Annotated in this window: 12 protein-coding genes; 3 read left to right on the plus strand and 9 right to left on the minus strand. The window is 59.3% G+C overall.

Annotation, left to right across the window (positions count from 1 at the left end):
- Positions 1 to 188: 188 nt before the first annotated feature.
- Both FY034_RS00845 and FY034_RS00850 read right to left on the minus strand, forming a co-directional pair.
- Complete coding sequence (locus FY034_RS00845; protein ID WP_265553076.1) at positions 189 to 716, minus strand: lipocalin family protein; 528 nt, start codon at positions 714 to 716, stop codon at positions 189 to 191.
- Between the two features lie 34 nt (positions 717 to 750).
- Positions 751 to 1,659, minus strand: a complete 909-nt coding sequence (locus FY034_RS00850) for a LysR family transcriptional regulator (RefSeq protein WP_265553078.1) — start codon at positions 1,657 to 1,659, stop codon at positions 751 to 753.
- 166 nt (positions 1,660 to 1,825) lie between these two features.
- On the opposite strand from FY034_RS00850, the gene FY034_RS00855 reads away from it, so the two are divergent.
- From FY034_RS00855 to thpR, 3 genes are all read left to right on the plus strand, one after another.
- Entirely contained in the window at positions 1,826 to 3,085 is a 1,260-nt protein-coding gene (locus FY034_RS00855; protein ID WP_265553080.1) for an MFS transporter, read from the plus strand.
- 295 nt (positions 3,086 to 3,380) lie between these two features.
- On the plus strand, positions 3,381 to 4,544 hold the full coding sequence (locus tag FY034_RS00860) for an RtcB family protein (RefSeq protein WP_265553083.1): 1,164 nt from the start codon (positions 3,381 to 3,383) through the stop codon (positions 4,542 to 4,544).
- Positions 4,544 to 5,101 (plus strand): RNA 2',3'-cyclic phosphodiesterase, encoded by a 558-nt coding sequence (gene thpR, locus FY034_RS00865; protein ID WP_265553084.1) that lies wholly within the window; start codon positions 4,544 to 4,546, stop codon positions 5,099 to 5,101. Before FY034_RS00860 ends, thpR begins: the two co-directional genes overlap by 1 nt.
- Here the strand turns inward: thpR and FY034_RS00870 are convergent.
- From FY034_RS00870 to FY034_RS00900, 7 genes are all read right to left on the minus strand, one after another.
- A complete protein-coding gene (locus FY034_RS00870) occupies positions 5,064 to 6,419 on the minus strand; it encodes a TolC family protein (protein WP_265553086.1) in 1,356 nt (451 codons plus the stop codon). The two genes, thpR and FY034_RS00870, sit on opposite strands and share 38 nt — an antisense overlap.
- Positions 6,420 to 6,490: 71 nt before the next feature.
- The gene (gene pabB, locus FY034_RS00875; protein WP_265553088.1) at positions 6,491 to 8,251 is read right to left on the minus strand and encodes an aminodeoxychorismate synthase component I; all 1,761 of its coding nucleotides are present in this window, start codon (positions 8,249 to 8,251) and stop codon (positions 6,491 to 6,493) included.
- A complete protein-coding gene (locus FY034_RS00880; RefSeq protein WP_265553090.1) occupies positions 8,244 to 8,696 on the minus strand; it encodes an endonuclease domain-containing protein in 453 nt (150 codons plus the stop codon). Before FY034_RS00880 ends, pabB begins: the two co-directional genes overlap by 8 nt.
- Positions 8,696 to 11,794: an efflux RND transporter permease subunit gene (locus FY034_RS00885; RefSeq protein ID WP_265553093.1), complete on the minus strand. Its 3,099-nt coding sequence runs from the start codon at positions 11,792 to 11,794 to the stop codon at positions 8,696 to 8,698. The genes FY034_RS00880 and FY034_RS00885 overlap by 1 nt, the downstream gene beginning before the upstream one ends.
- Positions 11,791 to 12,930 carry an efflux RND transporter periplasmic adaptor subunit gene (locus FY034_RS00890; RefSeq protein WP_265553095.1) on the minus strand — a complete coding sequence of 380 codons (1,140 nt, stop codon included), beginning with the start codon at positions 12,928 to 12,930 and terminating at the stop codon, positions 11,791 to 11,793. Before FY034_RS00890 ends, FY034_RS00885 begins: the two co-directional genes overlap by 4 nt.
- Positions 12,927 to 13,529, minus strand: coding sequence for a TetR/AcrR family transcriptional regulator (locus tag FY034_RS00895; protein ID WP_265553096.1), 603 nt, complete (start codon positions 13,527 to 13,529; stop codon positions 12,927 to 12,929). The genes FY034_RS00890 and FY034_RS00895 overlap by 4 nt, the downstream gene beginning before the upstream one ends.
- Before the next feature lie 272 nt (positions 13,530 to 13,801).
- Positions 13,802 to 16,075, minus strand: a complete 2,274-nt coding sequence (locus FY034_RS00900; RefSeq protein WP_265553097.1) for an ATP-binding protein — start codon at positions 16,073 to 16,075, stop codon at positions 13,802 to 13,804.
- Positions 16,076 to 16,116: the final 41 nt, after the last annotated feature.

The raw sequence follows: 16,116 nt of genomic DNA on the forward strand, positions 1-16,116 counted from the left end.
TGATAGGGATGTCTGGATAGTGGTGAAACTATAGCTCAGAATGCTACTGCCGCAACCTCGCTGCATGAAAATTACAGCAAAACCCCTCCCGGCCTCCCCTTGTCAGGGGAGGAGAAAGCAGGAAGCATAAAGGCTTCCCCCCTGACAAGGGGGGATAGAGGGGGGTTGGTTTTAGCTGTTACGCAGCATTACTGCCTGACCACCAGACCCGGATCAAAGCCCTGCTGCTTGGCCCGCTGCAGGATGGCGGCATAGAGGGTGTCGTCCATGCTGCGGGTTCTGCTGAGAATCCAGAAGTATTTGCGGTTGGGGGTGCCGATCACGGCGTACTCGTACTCCCTGCCCAGCTCAATAATCCAGTAGTCCCCCCGGAACGGCCAGAAGAAGGAGACCTTCAACTTAGCGTTGCTGGCGCTGTCCACCACCCAGGCATGCCCCTTTGCCTGACGCTGCCTGCCATCTTCGCTATCCTTGCAGCGGTTCAGCACCTCAATATCGCCATCATCCCGCAAGGCATAGCTGGCGCTGCTCTCCAGGCAGCCCTTCTGAAACCAGTTGGGATAACGGGCTATCTCGTACCACTGCCCAAGGTAGCGTTTCAGGTCAACCTGCGGCACGGTCTGCAAAGGCGGCAGGCCGGTGTCGGCCTGAGCCGTTTGTCTGCCCGGGCAGACAACGGCCAGGGCAAGCAGCACAAAAAACAGGATAACTTTCATGGTATCCCCTACTTTCTGTTGAACTTTCCGGCATCTACCCTGCTCTGTCGCTCTTGACCTGAGCATGCTGTTCCCTGATAAGCTGCAGAAAAGCATCACGAGCTGGCGCATCTGTTTTTGCGTGCCAGCAGACAATCAGCGGAATCGGTTCCAATGCAGGTAGGAGCGGCACAAAGGCCAATTGATTGCTGCGCAGGTTCTGGACCCCTTCAGGAACGATACTGACACCTTGCTCCGCTGCCACCATGGTGAGCACTGCTGACATCAGATCAGGACTAGTGCTCACCAGAGGTGAAAAACCTGCCTTTAGACAGGCTGCAATAATATGATCATGCAGGCCAACAGCCACTGCCCGGTCAAGCAGCACAAATGGTTCCTGAGCAAGTTCGTCGAGTTGAATGCTCTGGCGAGATCCCAATGGATGCGTTTCGGCCATTACAGCAAGAAAATGTTCCTGAAACAAGACCTCACCTGCCAAATCCGGGTACCCGGGAGGTAACGGGCGGGTAAAGCCGATATCGATTTCCCCACGGCTGAATGCGGCCAATTGCCTGTCCGGCGTCAGTTCGTGCATACGTATGGCAACATTTGGATAGATTGCCCGGTAACGACGTATCAGATCCGGCAGAAAAAGCATTGTTGGCGCTGAAAAGAACCCAATGGACAATTGCCCCTCTTGGCCGCGCGACGTACGCAACGCCCTGTCCTTTGCAGCATCCGCTGCAGCCAGAATCGCCTGAGCCTCGATCAGAAACACCTTGCCAGCGGCAGTCAGCTGGACCGAACGTGTATTGCGCAACAAGAGCGGTGTACCGATCTCCTGTTCCAGGTCGATAATTTGCGTACTCAGCGCAGGCTGGGCCACCAGCAGTTTTTCAGCAGCCCTTGAAAAGCTGAGTTCCTGGGCCACGTTCACAAAATAGCGAAGATGTCGTAGTTCCATAGGTAATTAATAGCAAATACGTATAACTGAAACAATAATTATGTATTTAATAAATAGGTAAAAGTGCCCTAAGATCTGAACCAACAAAGCAGTACACAAACAGTGCCAGCTGAAAACCTCACGCTGGCAGTGCAGCTGCACTAACGCACTGCAGGGGACCCTGTACATGAGCATCTCTCTTGAAAACAGCACAGAGCCAAGCTGCCCGCAACCATCCGAAAACCAGCTGACAGCGGCACTGGTAGTGTTTTTAGCCGCGGGAGGCGGCCTGGCAGTGGCCACCCTGTATTACAGCCAACCGATGCTGGGGATACTGGGGGGTGCTATCGGCGCCTCTGATCATGCAGTGGGTTTGGTGCCAACCTTGACGCAACTGGGGTATGCCATGGGGATTCTGCTGCTCGCACCGCTTGGAGACCGCTACGACCGGCGGCGGATTATCCTCGTCAAGGCAGCAGTACTGGTCCTTGCACTGCTGGCTGCAGCAGTAGCGCCTTCGATCCTATGCCTGTTGGCAGCCAGCCTGGTGATCGGTCTTTCCGCCACCATGGCACAGGACATCGTACCTTCAGCAGCCCACCTGGCCTCCGACTCCCAACGGGGCAGGGTTGTTGGCACCGTGATGACCGGGCTGTTGCTTGGCATTGTACTGTCGCGCGTGGTCAGTGGTTACGTGGCAGAGCACTTTGGCTGGCGCACGGTCTTCTGGGGCGCTAGCGCCAGCATTGTGCTGACAGGTGTGGTGGCATGGCGCCGCCTGCCGCGCTTCAAGCCGACCATGCAGGTGCCATACGCTGAACTGATGCGATCGCTGGTGCAGTTGTGGAAACGCCATGGCGAGCTGCGTCGAGCAACCTTGGCGCAAGGCCTGCTGGCGGTCGGATTCAGCGCCTTCTGGTCAACGCTGGCCATAATGCTGCATGCTGCGCCATTTCATCTCGGCAGTCAGGCTGCTGGCGCCTTTGGCCTGGCTGGAGCGGCTGGCGCCTTGGCAGCCCCCGTTGCCGGGCGTGTTGCCGATCGGCAAGGGCCTGAACAGGTGACCAAACTGTGTGCAGCACTCGTTGCCCTGTCATTCGCTGCCATGTTTTTTCTGCCGTTTTTGTCTCCCCATGCTCAACTATGGCTGATTGGGGCCAGTGCAATCGGTTTTGATCTGGGCGTGCAGGGCACCCTGATTGCCCATCAGACCATTATTTACAGCATCGATCCCGGTGCACGGAGCCGCCTCAATGCGATCATGTTCGTAGGTCTGTTTATAGGCATGGCCGCTGGTTCGGCACTGGGCAGCCTGATGCAGGCTGCATGGGGATGGATGGCGGTAACGGCACTGGCAACACTTGCGGCACTGGGTGCATTGGCAACGCGCTTGTGGCCTGCCAGCAGAGTTGCCAGCAGGTCAGCCCTTGCCACTGAAGAAGCATAAGCGCAACAGGACTGCAGACAGGTAAAGCTGTCAGACAGCTGGAGCCAGGGTGTTATGGCTACTCCCCTGCACCCCCCATGGACCACTGCAGGTTGGTCGTGGGCATCATCCACCTCAAGCCGGGTCTTGGTCCCGCACTCAAAGCCCTTTTCTGTCACCTGCAACAGCCGTTCCGCCTGTTTGACCATGCCGGGCACGGGCAGGCATGTATTTCAACTGGCAGGACGGGCAGACTGATGTGCTATACTTCAACGACATGTCAGTGATGCCGTATCTCCATTGGTAGGGTCTTATTATGCCGGAAATCGCCATTTACGCCGAGCTGCTGGATCAGAACGCCCGGGATCAGATCAGGCTGATTCAGGAGCATCCTGCCTTTGAAGGCAGGATCGCCATCATGCCGGATGCCCATGCCGGGGCCGGTTGTGTGATCGGCTTTACCGGCAGGTTCGGCTGCGGGGTGATCCCCAATATTGTTGGGGTGGATATCGGTTGCGGCGTGGCAGCGGTTCCGTTGGCCAGACCGGGACGGATCGATTTTGCCGCACTGGATCGCTACATCCGTCAGCAGATCCCGCTGGGGATGACCTCCCGCAAGAACGACCGCTTTCTGGGCGAAGGCAGCGTGCCCAAAGCACTGGTGACCCAGGCTGCTGCGCTTTGCAAGCGGATTGAAGCGGATTTCTACCGGGCCGGCAAGATCAACAAGTTCATCCCGCCGCTGCTGCAACTGGGTACCCTGGGGGGCGGCAACCATTTCATCGAGATTGGCCGGGAGCAGTCCAGCGGAAGGCTGTACCTGATTGTCCATTCCGGTTCCCGCAACCTGGGCAAGCGGGTGGCGGAGCAGTTTCAGGCCAGGGCGCGGCGCTTCACTGAGCAACGCCATATTCAGGTGCCGCGCGGCCTGGAGTATCTGCCGCAGCAGGAAGGGGGCGCCGACTACATCCACTGCATGCAGGCTGCCCAGGCCTATGCCCGGCTGAACCGGCGGATGATGCTGGCGATCATGCTGGGCTTCTTTGATCAGGAACTGGATGAGGGGCAGGTGGTGGAGTCGGTGCACAACTACATCTCGGAGCAGGATGGGCTGGTGCGCAAGGGGGCCATCTCGGCCCGGGCCGGTGAGGCGGTGATCATCCCGCTCAACATGGCTGACGGCACCATCCTGGGGACCGGCAAGGGGAACCCGGCCTACAACCGCTCGGCACCCCACGGCGCCGGCCGCCTGCATGGCCGCAAGGAGATGTTTCGCAGGCTTCAGGAGGGACAGTTCAGCATGCGCCAGTATGCCGACTCCATGCAGCATGTCTTCTCCACCTCCATCAGCCGCGACACCTTTGATGAGAGCAAGTTTGCCTACAAGCCGCTCTCTGCCATCGAGAAGCATCTGCAGGAAACGGTTGAGATCAAGCAGATCCTGCAGCCGGTCTACAACCTGAAGGCCTCCGGCGACTGATGCGGCTGTTTGTGGCCATAGAGCTGCCTGAGGTCGTGCAACAGCAGCTGTCGCTCCTGCACGAGGAACTGCCCGGGGTCCGCTGGGTGCGGCCGGAGCAACTGCATCTGACGCTGGCGTTTCTGGGGGAGCTGGCAGAGCAGCAGCTTGGGCTGCTTGGTAAGGCGCTTGAAGGTGTCAGTTTTGAACCGTTTACCCTGCGATTTGAGCAGCTGGGCTGTTTCCCTGATCAGCGTCATCCGCGGGTGGTGTGGATCGGCCTGCAGTCCAACCCGGCGCTGCAGCAACTGGCCCGCCAGGTGCAGGCTGCGGCAATGGCCTGCGGCATCATGCTGGAACAGCGTCCCTTTACCCCCCACATCACCCTGGCCCGTTGCAAGCAGGTCAATCCGCAGCAGGTAGCCGCGTTGCTGCTGAAGCAGCAGCCCGAACTGCCGGAGGTGGCGGTCGATGCATTTCTGCTGTTTCAGAGCAGCTTGTCAGCCCGGGGGGCGGAGCACCGGGTGCTGCGCAGGTTTGCTACTCCCCCGCAATCCCCATGGCCCACTGCAGGTTGACCCGGGCCGTCAGGTAATCCCGGTTGGCCCGGGCCAGGTTGCTCTGGGCCCGTAGCAGGTTGGTCTGGGCATCATCCACCTCAAGCCGGGTCTTGACCCCGTACTCAAATCCCTTTTCTGCCATCTGCAACAGCCGTTCCGCCTGTTTGACCGTGCCGGACAGGGCGGTGATCGTCTCGGCGGCCTCAGCCAGGCTGTAGCGGGCCGTGCGCAGCTCCAGGGCAATGCTGTCCCGCAGTTTCTGCTCCTGCAACTGGCTGGTGCGCAGGTCACTGCGGGCCTGCTGGGTGCGGCCCCGGCTGCGCAGGCCGTCAAAGAACGGAAAGGTCAGGTAGATACCGGCATTCCAGGCCGGGCCGTCCGATTGTCTGCGCGGCCCCGGATCAGAAACCTCAAGCTGGTGCCAGCCGGCCGTGCCTTTCAGATCCAGGCGCGGCTTGTCATCGGCATTGGCAATGGTGACCAGTTCCTGGTTGATGCCGATCTGCAGTTTCTGATTGGCCAGTTCAGGCCGTTTATCCAGGGCGATCGTGAGCGATTCGTCAAAGCCCGCGACCTGTTCCGGCCTGGCCTCGATCCTGCCCACCACATCCAGTTCCGGCTGGTCTGCCCCCAGCAGAAAGCGCAGCCGTTCCCGGCTGGTACGGATGCTGTTTGCGGTGCGGATCAGCTCGGGCCGGGCATTCTGCAGCTCCACCTCGGCTGCCAGCAGATCATAGTCGGTGGCTACCCCGGTCTCAAACTTGCGCCTGGCTTCGGTGTGGTGCCGTTCCTTCTGGGCCAGAGTCTCCTGGGCCAGGCGGTGCAGCTCCTTGGCCAGCAGCACGTCATAAAAGGCGATCGAGACATCCCTGAAGGCGGCCTGACGGAACAGCCGCAACTGCTGGTCGGCGGTCTTGAGCCCCACCTCGGCCGCTTTGAGGGCCGCGCCGATTTTGCCCCAGGTGTAGAGCGGCTGGGACAGAGAGAGGTCCACGCTGCGGTTGGCCTGCATCTGGGCTGCTCCGTAAAGTGCCTTGGTGCTGTCATCCTTGCTGTAGCCGAACCCGGCCTGCAGACCCAGCTGCGGCAGGGCAGCAGCCCGCTCTTCGACATATTTGCCCTGGACATAGTTGGCATATTCCCTGGCCTTCCGGATATCCAGGTTCTGCTCCAAGGCGATGCTCAGGCAGTCCTCCAGGGTCAAGAGCCGGGGGGCTGCCAGGGCTGATGTGGCAGAGATGACGATCAGGATGATCGCGAATATTGCAGAGTTCTTAAGGCAGACAACCCACCCCCCGCCCTCCCTTGTCAGGGAGGGGGCTCCCGTTACCCACAAGATACGTCCCCCCTGACAAGGGGGGATTGAGGGGGGTTGGTTTGAACTATTCAGTACTGTTAATCTACCGTTCACGTCTCTACTCCTTTAATCAGCTCGGCCCGCAGCCAGCCCCGCACGCTGTTGATCAGCCAGATTTCCTCGGCCCGCTGCAGATCCTGCGGGTACAGGAGCCGTTCTTCGATGGTGCCCTGCTCCAGCAGTTGCTGGCGCATCACGCCGGGCAGCAGCCCACTGGCCAGCGGCGGTGTTACCAGGCGGTTATCCAGCTTCAGCACCAGGTTGGTGAAACTGCCTTCGGTCAGCTCCCCCCGTCTGTTGCAGAGCAGTACCTCGTCCGCCTCAGGCTGTTCCTGGCGGGCCTGGTCGTAATGTTCGCGCTGTTCAGTCTTGAGGTACAGCAACAGCTCAGCCGGGTCCACCAGGGTGGTGGCCAGGGCAACCTTGAGCGGCTGTTGGAGCTGCTGCAACGGTGCTGATTCGATCTGCAGACTGCCATCCGGAGCCAGCAACAAACGGGTTTTATGCTGACCGGTTGTGCCGGCGGCATGGGCCAGCAACGCCTGTCTGATCTGTTCCCGGTTACCGCAATAGCCCAGCCGGGATGCAGACCAGCAAAGCCGTTCAAGGTGCTGCTCCAGGCGGGGATAGCTGCCCTGCTCCAGCAGCAGCGATTCCAGCAGCCTGGGCTGCGGTCGCGGCTTGAGAAAGGCGGCCTTGTTCAGGCATTCGGCGTACTCGCTGGTGGCCCGGGCATCCCAGGTAATGGCGCTGCCCACCCCCATGCTGATCCGGCCGGTCTGCTGCTCCAGCAGCAGGGTGCGGATCGCCACGGAAAAGGCTGCCTCGCCCCCCGGTGCCAGATAGCCGATGGCGCCGCAGTAGATGCCGCGGGGCTGTTGTTCAAGCCCGCTGATCAGCTCCATGCTGCGACGCTTGGGAGCACCGGTGACCGACCCGCAGGGGAACAGGGCCTTGAACAGGGCTGGCACGCTGGTATCAGGCTTCAGCTTGGCCGTGATGGTGGAGGTCATCTGATGCACGGTGGGATAGGTCTCTACCTCAAACAACCTCTCGGTCTGCACCGTGCCGGTCCGGGCCAGCTGCCCCAGGTCGTTGCGCAGCAGGTCCACGATCATCAGGTTCTCGGCCCGCTCCTTCATATCCTGCTGCAGCTGCTCCCGCAGTGCCCGGTCCTCGGCAGGAAAGCGTCCACGGGGGGCGGTCCCTTTCATCGGCCTGGTGGTGATGGTCTCTCCCTGTACGGCAAAAAACAGCTCAGGCGAGGCAGAGATGATGGTGTGGCTGCCGGTCTCCAGATAGGCACCGAAGGCGGGACGCTGGGCCAGCAACAGGCTGCGATACAGCTGTCGCGGATCACCCTGCCACTGCCCCTGCAGTGGAAAGGTGTGGTTGATCTGGTAGCTTTCACCCTGCTCAATCGCCGTGTGAATCCGGCTGATCGCAATCCCGTAGTCGGCCGGACTGCAGGCAGGCTGGAGCCCCGGTGTGGCAGTTGCACGGTCCGGCAGGCCATCCCCCGCTGTTACGCAATGGCGCTCCCTGAACAGGCTGAACCAGGCCAACGGCAGACCTGACCTGGGAGGCAGCGCCGGCAGGTGCGGATTGAACGCCTGGGCCGCCTCATAGGCCACAAACCCCACCGCATAAAAACCCTGCCGGGTGGCGGTCTCGGCCTGCAGCAGTACCGACAGTACCTGATCCGCAGTCATGGCAGCGAGGGTGCCAACATGGCCGGAAAAGCGCCAGGAGGCGCTGAAACGGTCTGCGCTGCAGGAGTCCAGCAGTATGGTGGGGCAGGTGTCAGGCATGTTTAATCCTGCGTCTTAGATCATCATAGACACCTTCAAGGTTGTGCATGATTTCGTGGTTGGTATAGCGAACAACCGTAAGGCCATAAGCTTCCAATATTCTGGTCCGCTCAGCATCATATTCGACAGCCTCTGCATGGCTGTCACCATCAATTTCAATTACGAGTTGCAAGTCAGAGCAGTAGAAATCGACGATATAGCCCCCGATCGGTTTTTGGCGGGTGAATTTGTAGTTAAAAAACTGCTTGTTGCGTAGAAGTTCCTGCCACATTTTCTGTTCAGCCACTGTCGGGTTCTTACGGTTACTCCGTGCAAGGCTAGTAAGCGTTGTCTTGTACTGCAGGAAACCCACCCCCCGCCCTCCCTTGTCAGGGAGGGGGCTAACAGCACATCCAATATGCTTCCCCCCTGACAAGGGGGGATTGAGGGGGGTTGCTTTTTGCATCAGTGCTGTTCGCCTTTCCACTTCCGTTTCAACCAGAGGCTGAAATCATCCAGATAGGTGTACATCACCGGCACCACGATCAGGGTCAGCACGGATGAGGTGATCAGCCCCCCCACCACGGCGCGGGCCATCGGCGCCCGGCCTTCGCCACCGGCACCGATACCGAAGAAGAGCGGCAGCATGCCGAAGATCATGGCCAGGGTGGTCATGACGATCGGCCGCAACCGGGTGCGGCCCGCCTCGATCACCGCTGCGGTGCGCTCCAGCCCGTCCCGTTTTCGCAGCACCTTGGCATAGTCCACCAGCAGGATCGCGTTCTTGGTGACCAGCCCCATCAGCATGATCAGGCCGATCAGGGACATGATGTTGATGGTGTCGCCCGTGATCCGCAGCATGCCGGCCATCCCCACGATGGAGAGCGGCAGGGAGAACATGATCGCCAGCGGTTCAAAGAACGACTCGAACTGGGCGGCCAGGATCAGGTAGACGAACAGCACCGCCAGGATCAGCGACTCACCCATGTAGCCGAACGATTCGGCCATATCCTCGGCCTCGCCGGAAAAGCCGATGCTGTAGCCCGGCTCCATCTTGATCCGCTTGGCTACCTCTTCCACCTGTTTGACCGCGGTGCCGATCGGCAGGTTGTCCAGGTTGGCCGAGACCGTTACCAGGCGGGAAAGGTCACGGCGGTTGATCTCGGTGGGGGAGGAGGCCACGGCCTCGCTGGTGATACTGGCCAGCGGCACCAGCCGGGTGCTGCCGTCGGGATCGCTGACCGAGATCTTCAGTTCCCGCACCTGGGCCGGATGCTCCCGCAGCTGCCTGGGCAGGCGTACCCGCAGGTCAACCGCATCACCGTCCTCATCTTCATAGGAGGAGACCGCCTCCCCGCCGATCAGCCGTGAAAGGCTGTCCACAATGGCACTGGAGGAGACCCCGGCAGAGCGGGCCTTTTCCCGGTCCACCCGCAGCCGGTATTCCGGGGTGTCGTACTCCAGGGTGGCGGAGATATCCACAACACCGGGAATGCTGTACATCTCCTGCTTGAGCTGGGCTGCGTACTTCTTGAGCCGGGCCGTATCATCCCCCTTGATGTTGACGTTGAGCGGTTTGGCAGCCGAGCCGATCGCCCCCACCTCTTCAAGCGAGAAGTTGATCCCGGCAATGCTGCGGAACCGCTCCCGAATGACCTGTTGAATCTCAAACATGCCCCGGGTACGTTCCGATTTCTCCTTGAGTTTGACGTACAGCAGGCCGTCCCGCACCGTGCCGTTGTCGCCGGCGCCGATGGTGGCGTAGGTGTGGCTGATCTCTTTGATATCCTTGATCAGGGCCAGCATCTGCTGCAGGCGGCCTTCGCTCTCCTTGATGCTGGCATCCGGTGCCGCCTGGAAGGAGATCTGGAATTCGCTGGTGTCCTCTTTGGACATGAAGGATGATTCCAGGGTTGCCATCACCACCAGGCCCAGCACAAAGGCGATTCCGGCTGAGATCACCACCTTGCGCCGGTGCTGCAGGGCCCAGGCGATTATGCCGCGGTATTTGTCGGCGCTGCGGTCAAACCAGTCGTTGAACTGTTCCAGCCAGCGGGCCAGCCCTTTGCGGTTGCCCCGGTTGTGGATCGAGGGGTCATGCCAGCGGGAGGAGAGCATTGGGTCCAGGGTAAAGGAGACAAACAGCGAGACCAGCACCGCAAATGAGACCGTGATGCCGAACGGGAAGAAGAAGCGCCCCACGATCCCCCGCATGTAGGCCACCGGCACAAACACCGCCAGGATCGACATGGTGGTGGCAAAGACCGCCAGGCCGATCTCGGCCGTGCCGAAGCGGGAGGCCTCCATATGGTCCTTGCCCAGTTCCAGGTGGCGCACGATGTTCTCCCGCACCACGATGGCGTCGTCGATCAGCAGGCCAATGGCCAGTGACAGCGCCATCAGGGTCATCACGTTGAGGGTCATCCCCATGGCGTTCATCACGATAAAGGAGGAGATGACCGAGATCGGCAGGGTCACACCGGTGATTACGGTGGAACGCCAGGAGTTGATGAACATGAACACGATCAGTACGGTCAGGATACCGCCCACCAGCAGGGTCTCCTCCACATCGGCCAGTGACTGGCGGGTCATGATCGAGCCGTCCCGTACCAGCGAGATGGTCACCCCTGGCGGCATTTCAGCTTTAACCTTTTGCATCACCTTCTTGATGTTATCCACCACCTGGACCTGGTTGGCGCCGGACTGCTTGTAGATATCCAGACCAATGGCAGGCTGGCCGTTGACCAGGGCCAGCTTGCGGCGCTCCTCCACCCCGTCGGTGACCCTGGCCACCTCCCCCAGGCTGATCGGCCGGTTGTTGCGGGCGGCAATCACCATGCTGCTGTAGCTGTCAGCCTGTTCAGGCTTGCCCTCGATCCGCAGCGGGTATTCGGCCGTTGACTTGGTGATCTTGCCCAGCGGGGTGTTGATGTTCTCCCCCTTCAGGCCGTTCACCAGGTCATTGACCCCCAGCCCTAAGGAGTCCAGCCGGACCGGGTCCACCTCGACATTCACCTCGCGCTTGGCGCCCCCTACCAGTTCCACCTTGCCCACACCGGTGACACTTTCAAACCGTTTGCGGATCTTCTTGTCCACCAGGGTGGTCAGGTCGCGCTGGGAGAGGCTGCTGGACTGGATTGCCACTGCTGCCGACGGCATGGCATTGAAATCCAGCTTCTGGATGATCGGCTCTTCCACCTCTTTGGGCAGCTGGCCGCGGATCGAGCTGATCTTGGCCCTGGCCTCCTGGGCCACCTCGTTGGTCCGCTCTTCCAGCCGGAATTCAGCCACCACCGTGGAGACCGACTCGCGGGAATAGGAGGTGACATGCTTGATCCCGGCGATCTGGTTGACCGCCTCCTCCACCCGTTTGGAAACCTCGCGCTCCACGGTTTCCGGCGAGGCGCCGGGATACTTGGTGACAATCGAGATCACCGGCATCTCAACATTGGGGTACATCTCCACTGAAAGCCGCTTGTAGGAGAAGAACCCCAGGGCAACCAGGGCCAGCATCATCACCGTGGCAAAGATCGGCCGTTTGATGGACAGGTCTGAGAGGATCACTTGGTAGCTCCTGCGCCCTGTACCGCTATCCGGTCGCCATCCCGCAGGGTAAACGCGCCCCGGCTGACATATTTTTCGCCCGGCTTCAGCCCTTCCCTGACCTCGATCAGGTCGCCATTGGCCGCACCGGTCTTCAGCTGGCGCTGGCGGGCTATCTGCCCTTCTGCCACAAACAGGCTGGCGGTCCGGGCAGCACTGTCATACTGCCCCAGCACTGCCCGGGGTACCTGCAGCACACCGGCCCGCTTGCCGGTTATGATCCGGCCTTTGGCAAACAGGCCGCCTTTCAGCAGCTCCGGCTGGTTCCGCACCTCGGCCACCACCTTCAATGAACGGTCTGCCGTGTTCAGCTCCGGGTTGATGAACATGACCCTGCCGCTCAACAGCTTGCCGGGCAGGGCATCCACGCTAAACTCAAGCGGCTGGCCCACCTTGATCCTGGCCGAGTCAACCGACGGCACGGTCACGGTCAGGTTCAGGACCCGGTTGTCCACCACCCGGAAGATCGGCTTGCCTGCTGCAGCGTCGCTGGCCAGATCACCCACATTGACATCCCGCAGGGCAACCACGCCATCCAGCGGCGCCGTGACCAGGCCCTTGCCAAGGCGGGCCCGGCTCTGACGCAGCTCTTCCTCTGCCACCCGGATCTGGGCCTTTGACGAATCAAGCCTTGCCCTGGCTGCAGCGGTCTCGGTGCGGCTGTCATCCACGGCCTGCTGGGTGGCCAGACCGGCCTCCTTCAGCTTGACTGAGCGCGCCTCTTCCCGCTCAGCCCGGGCAAGGGAAACCTGCGACTGGGCCAGCTGGGCCTTGGCCGCCACCACGGCAGCCTCGGCCCGTTTGGTCAGCGCCTCGGTTTCCGCCACATCGATCCGCGCCAACGGCTGGCCCTTGTGGACCCGCACCCACTGGGTTACATAGACCTCTTTGACCAGGCCGGGGATCTGGGTCTTGACGTCGGCGCTGAACTTCGGCTCCAGAGTGCCGGTCACCTCAACCCCTTCAATCAGTTCAGCAGCTGCCACGGTTGCCAGCTCCACCGCCAGCGGCGGTTTGACCGTTGCCGCCTGTTTTTTGCTGCAGCCTGCCAGCAGGGCCAGCGCTACTGTCATCAGTATTGCGGTATATCGTTTCATTTCCTGATCCCTTCAAACAAAAGTGACAAAAGCCGCAGCAAACCGGCGCGATCAACCCGCACCGGCTTGGTCTGGTTGAACTGTTCTTCCATGGCGGTATTGAGCAGCGCCACAATGGCCCAGGCCGTATCAACCGGGTCAACCTTACGAAACTCGCCGGTGCTGATCCCTTCGTTGACCAGCTGCTCCATATGGGCCAGCATGGTGCTGAAGGAGGCCTCAAAATCGATGTGCGGCGCGCCTTGGGGCGGACCGTAGTAGATGGCGTAAATCAGTCGCGCCACCGGCAGCCGTCCAACAAAGATATCCAGCAGCGCCGTGCAGTAGCCGCAGATCCGCTCCCGTACTGAACCGGGCGCCAGACGGGCCTGCTCTGCCACCTGATGAAACTCAGCCAGTCCATCCCCCAACAGGGCCAGATAGAGCCCTTCCTTGTTTTTAAAGTAGTAGTAGAGCACCGGCTTGGTAACACCGGCCGCCTCCACCAGCTCACGCACCGAGGTGGCGGCATAGCCTTTACTGGAAAACAGCTGCAGGGCGGCATCCAGCAGGCGCTGACGTACATTGCCGGATGTATCGGAAACAGGTTGCGTTGACATGGCGGCCTTTCGGAAAAGGGTGTTTACCGATCGGTATATAGAGGATTCCGTTGCAGCTGTCAATTGGCAACTTACCGATCGGTAGGTATACGATACGGAAAAGGCCCGCTGCAGGTGCAACGGGCCTTGGTAGAGATCGTACGGTTCCTTGTCATTCAATATCCGGCGGGCTTTCCCCGCTTCGGCAGAATCCCTCTAGGTACATTCAGCTGAGCAACGTCGTTGGCATGGCAGGGCACATTGTTGAGCCGGCAGAACCGGGAGCAACGTTGTTACTCATCAGCTGCCGGAGCTGTCCACTTCTGCAGTAAGGCCAGCAGTTCCGGTACCTCAAGCGGTTTAGCCAGATAATCATCCATACCGGCAGCAAGACATTTGTCTCTGTCTTCCCGCATGGCGTTGGCAGTCAGGGCAATTACCGGTATGGCATGATTCCTGACTGCCGAGGCGGGGTCCCGGATTGCAGCCGTTGCGGTATAGCCGTCCAGCACCGGCATCATACAATCCATCAGTACAAGCGTGTAGTCGTTCTTTTTCAGTAAATCCAGCGCTTCACGCCCATTTTGCGCCAAGTCCAGCTGGTAACCAAATTTCTGCAGTATTGATCGTATAAAGATCTGATTGGTGGGCTCGTCTTCAGCCAGCAACAGACGGATGGTATCGGCAGCCGGCAACAGGGGCACCACCTGTTGCGGCAGGCTACCCGCTGCGGGGTAACTGCCCCCGGAAACCGTTCCTTCAGGCTGTTTTGCCAGAGGGACGGTAAACCAGAAGGTTGAACCCGTACCTTCACTGCTTTCAACACCGATCGTTCCGCCCATCAACTCAACCAGCTGCCGCGAAATAGTCAGCCCCAGGCCTGTGCCGCCAAACGAACGGGTGGTTGAGGTATCTGCCTGGGTAAAGGGGGCAAAGATTTGCTCCAGCTTGTCAGCGGCAATGCCGATACCGCTGTCCTGTACGGTAAAACGCAGGGTGGCTTGGTGCTGATTCTGCTCCTCCAGACTGACATGCAGCGAAACGGCACCTTTTTGAGTAAATTTAATGGCGTTGCCAAGCAGGTTCGTGATGATCTGGCGCAGCCGCCAGGCATCACCCTTTAACAGCAGCGGAACTTCAGGGTCTATAACCGTAGTACAGGTTAAATCCTTTTCCCGGGCGTGGAGAGTGAGCAGGTTGCTGGTGCTGGCAATTTCCGCTTCAAGATTAAAGTCATGGGTGTCAAGTTCAATCTTGTGTGCCTCAATTTTCGAAAGGTCCAGAATGTCATTGATCAACTGGACCAGATTCCTGCCGGATTGTTTGATGGATGCGACATACCCCTGCTGTTCGTTGTTCAGATCGGTTGTTGCAAGCAGCTGCGCCATACCGATGATGCCGTTCATCGGGGTGCGAATTTCATGGCTCATATTTGCCAAAAACCGGCTCTTCGCCATATTGGCCGCTTCTGCCTGCTCTTGAGCCTCCCGCAGCATTTGATTGGATTCCTGCAGTTCTTCGGTCCGCTCCTGAACCCGCTGTTCCAGGTTCTGATTGTACATAAGCAGCTCTTGTTCAGTCCGCTGGAGATTTTCGGTCATGGCATTAAAACAGCGTGCCAGCTCTCCAATCTCATCATCAACACCGACAGATGCCCGTACCGTTCGGTCTCCATCGGAGATCTGCCGGGTGGCCGTCACCAGTTCGCCGACCGGCCGGGTAATCTGGCGCGAGAGAAACGATGATAAGAACCGTCCCGCAACAATGAAAGTAATGAAAAGTGCCAGCATGAAAACAGAAGCAGCGAATATTCGTTGGCGGATGCCCTGTCTGACTTTACTTTCAAAGGTTTCGCAGATCCGGTTGATCTGCTCCGAAGCGGCAGTAAGTTCCTGTTCGGTTTTTGCTGTCTGCTGCTGGTAGAACAGAAAACGTTCAAAAGCGGAGACGTACTCTTTGGCATCACGGATAATCAGAAAAAAATGCCGCTGCGTCAGACTGTCTGCATGCGTACTTTTTATCTGATTGCCGGATGCAACAAGCTTGTCAATAAGAGGACGCAGCTTCTTGGAAGTAGAAAGTGCCCAGCCTGCATGCTGTTCCTGGCCATGCCTCTGAAGATCAAACAGCTGGTTGATGCTGCTGTAGAATTCATCGCTATCAAATGTAAGCCTGGTGATGGCCCGGGCCCGGGCTGTTGATGTCTCCAGTTTTCTGCCAAGGGCGATGACCCTGCTTTCAAGTGCTGCGGTCTGGTCCTTCTCAACCACAAACTTTTGAAAGTTCCCCTTAAAACGTTCTATCTGCGTGCTGATTCCAGCACCATTGCTGCCTGACTCCAATCGCCCCGGGATCTCTTGCAATTGTAAGCGGGCAGATTCAAGCAGCTGGTATACCTGGTTTGCATCCTTGCGGGAAAGTGTGTGGGTAAAGCTGCGCTCAGAAATGGTAATCTGGTTAACGGTTCGGATCATCTGCTCAATCTTCCAGAGATCGTTCATCTGTGTGGTGATCGAGAAGACGGTAATGCCGGCCACGGCAGCATAGAGCACCATGAGAAGCAGCATGGCAGTAAAGCTGAAGCGGACTTTTTGTCCAAATTTTAATC

The sequence above is a fragment of the Trichlorobacter lovleyi genome (assembly GCF_015239775.1).
Lineage (GTDB): Bacteria > Desulfobacterota > Desulfuromonadia > Geobacterales > Pseudopelobacteraceae > Trichlorobacter > Trichlorobacter lovleyi_B.

Excerpts from the sequence above, each read along its gene's own strand:
- FY034_RS00845 (WP_265553076.1), bottom strand. The coding sequence starts at position 716 with ATGAAAGTTATCCTGTTTTTTGTGCTGCTTGCCCTGGCCGTTGTCTGC.
- FY034_RS00850 (WP_265553078.1), bottom strand. The coding sequence starts at position 1,659 with ATGGAACTACGACATCTTCGCTATTTTGTGAACGTGGCCCAGGAACTC.
- FY034_RS00855 (WP_265553080.1), top strand. The coding sequence starts at position 1,826 with ATGAGCATCTCTCTTGAAAACAGCACAGAGCCAAGCTGCCCGCAACCA.
- FY034_RS00860 (WP_265553083.1), top strand. The coding sequence starts at position 3,381 with ATGCCGGAAATCGCCATTTACGCCGAGCTGCTGGATCAGAACGCCCGG.
- thpR (WP_265553084.1), top strand. The coding sequence starts at position 4,544 with ATGCGGCTGTTTGTGGCCATAGAGCTGCCTGAGGTCGTGCAACAGCAG.
- pabB (WP_265553088.1), bottom strand. The coding sequence starts at position 8,251 with ATGCCTGACACCTGCCCCACCATACTGCTGGACTCCTGCAGCGCAGAC.
- FY034_RS00880 (WP_265553090.1), bottom strand. The coding sequence starts at position 8,696 with ATGCAAAAAGCAACCCCCCTCAATCCCCCCTTGTCAGGGGGGAAGCAT.
- FY034_RS00890 (WP_265553095.1), bottom strand. The coding sequence starts at position 12,930 with ATGAAACGATATACCGCAATACTGATGACAGTAGCGCTGGCCCTGCTG.
- FY034_RS00895 (WP_265553096.1), bottom strand. The coding sequence starts at position 13,529 with ATGTCAACGCAACCTGTTTCCGATACATCCGGCAATGTACGTCAGCGC.
- FY034_RS00900 (WP_265553097.1), bottom strand. The coding sequence starts at position 16,075 with ATGCTGCTTCTCATGGTGCTCTATGCTGCCGTGGCCGGCATTACCGTC.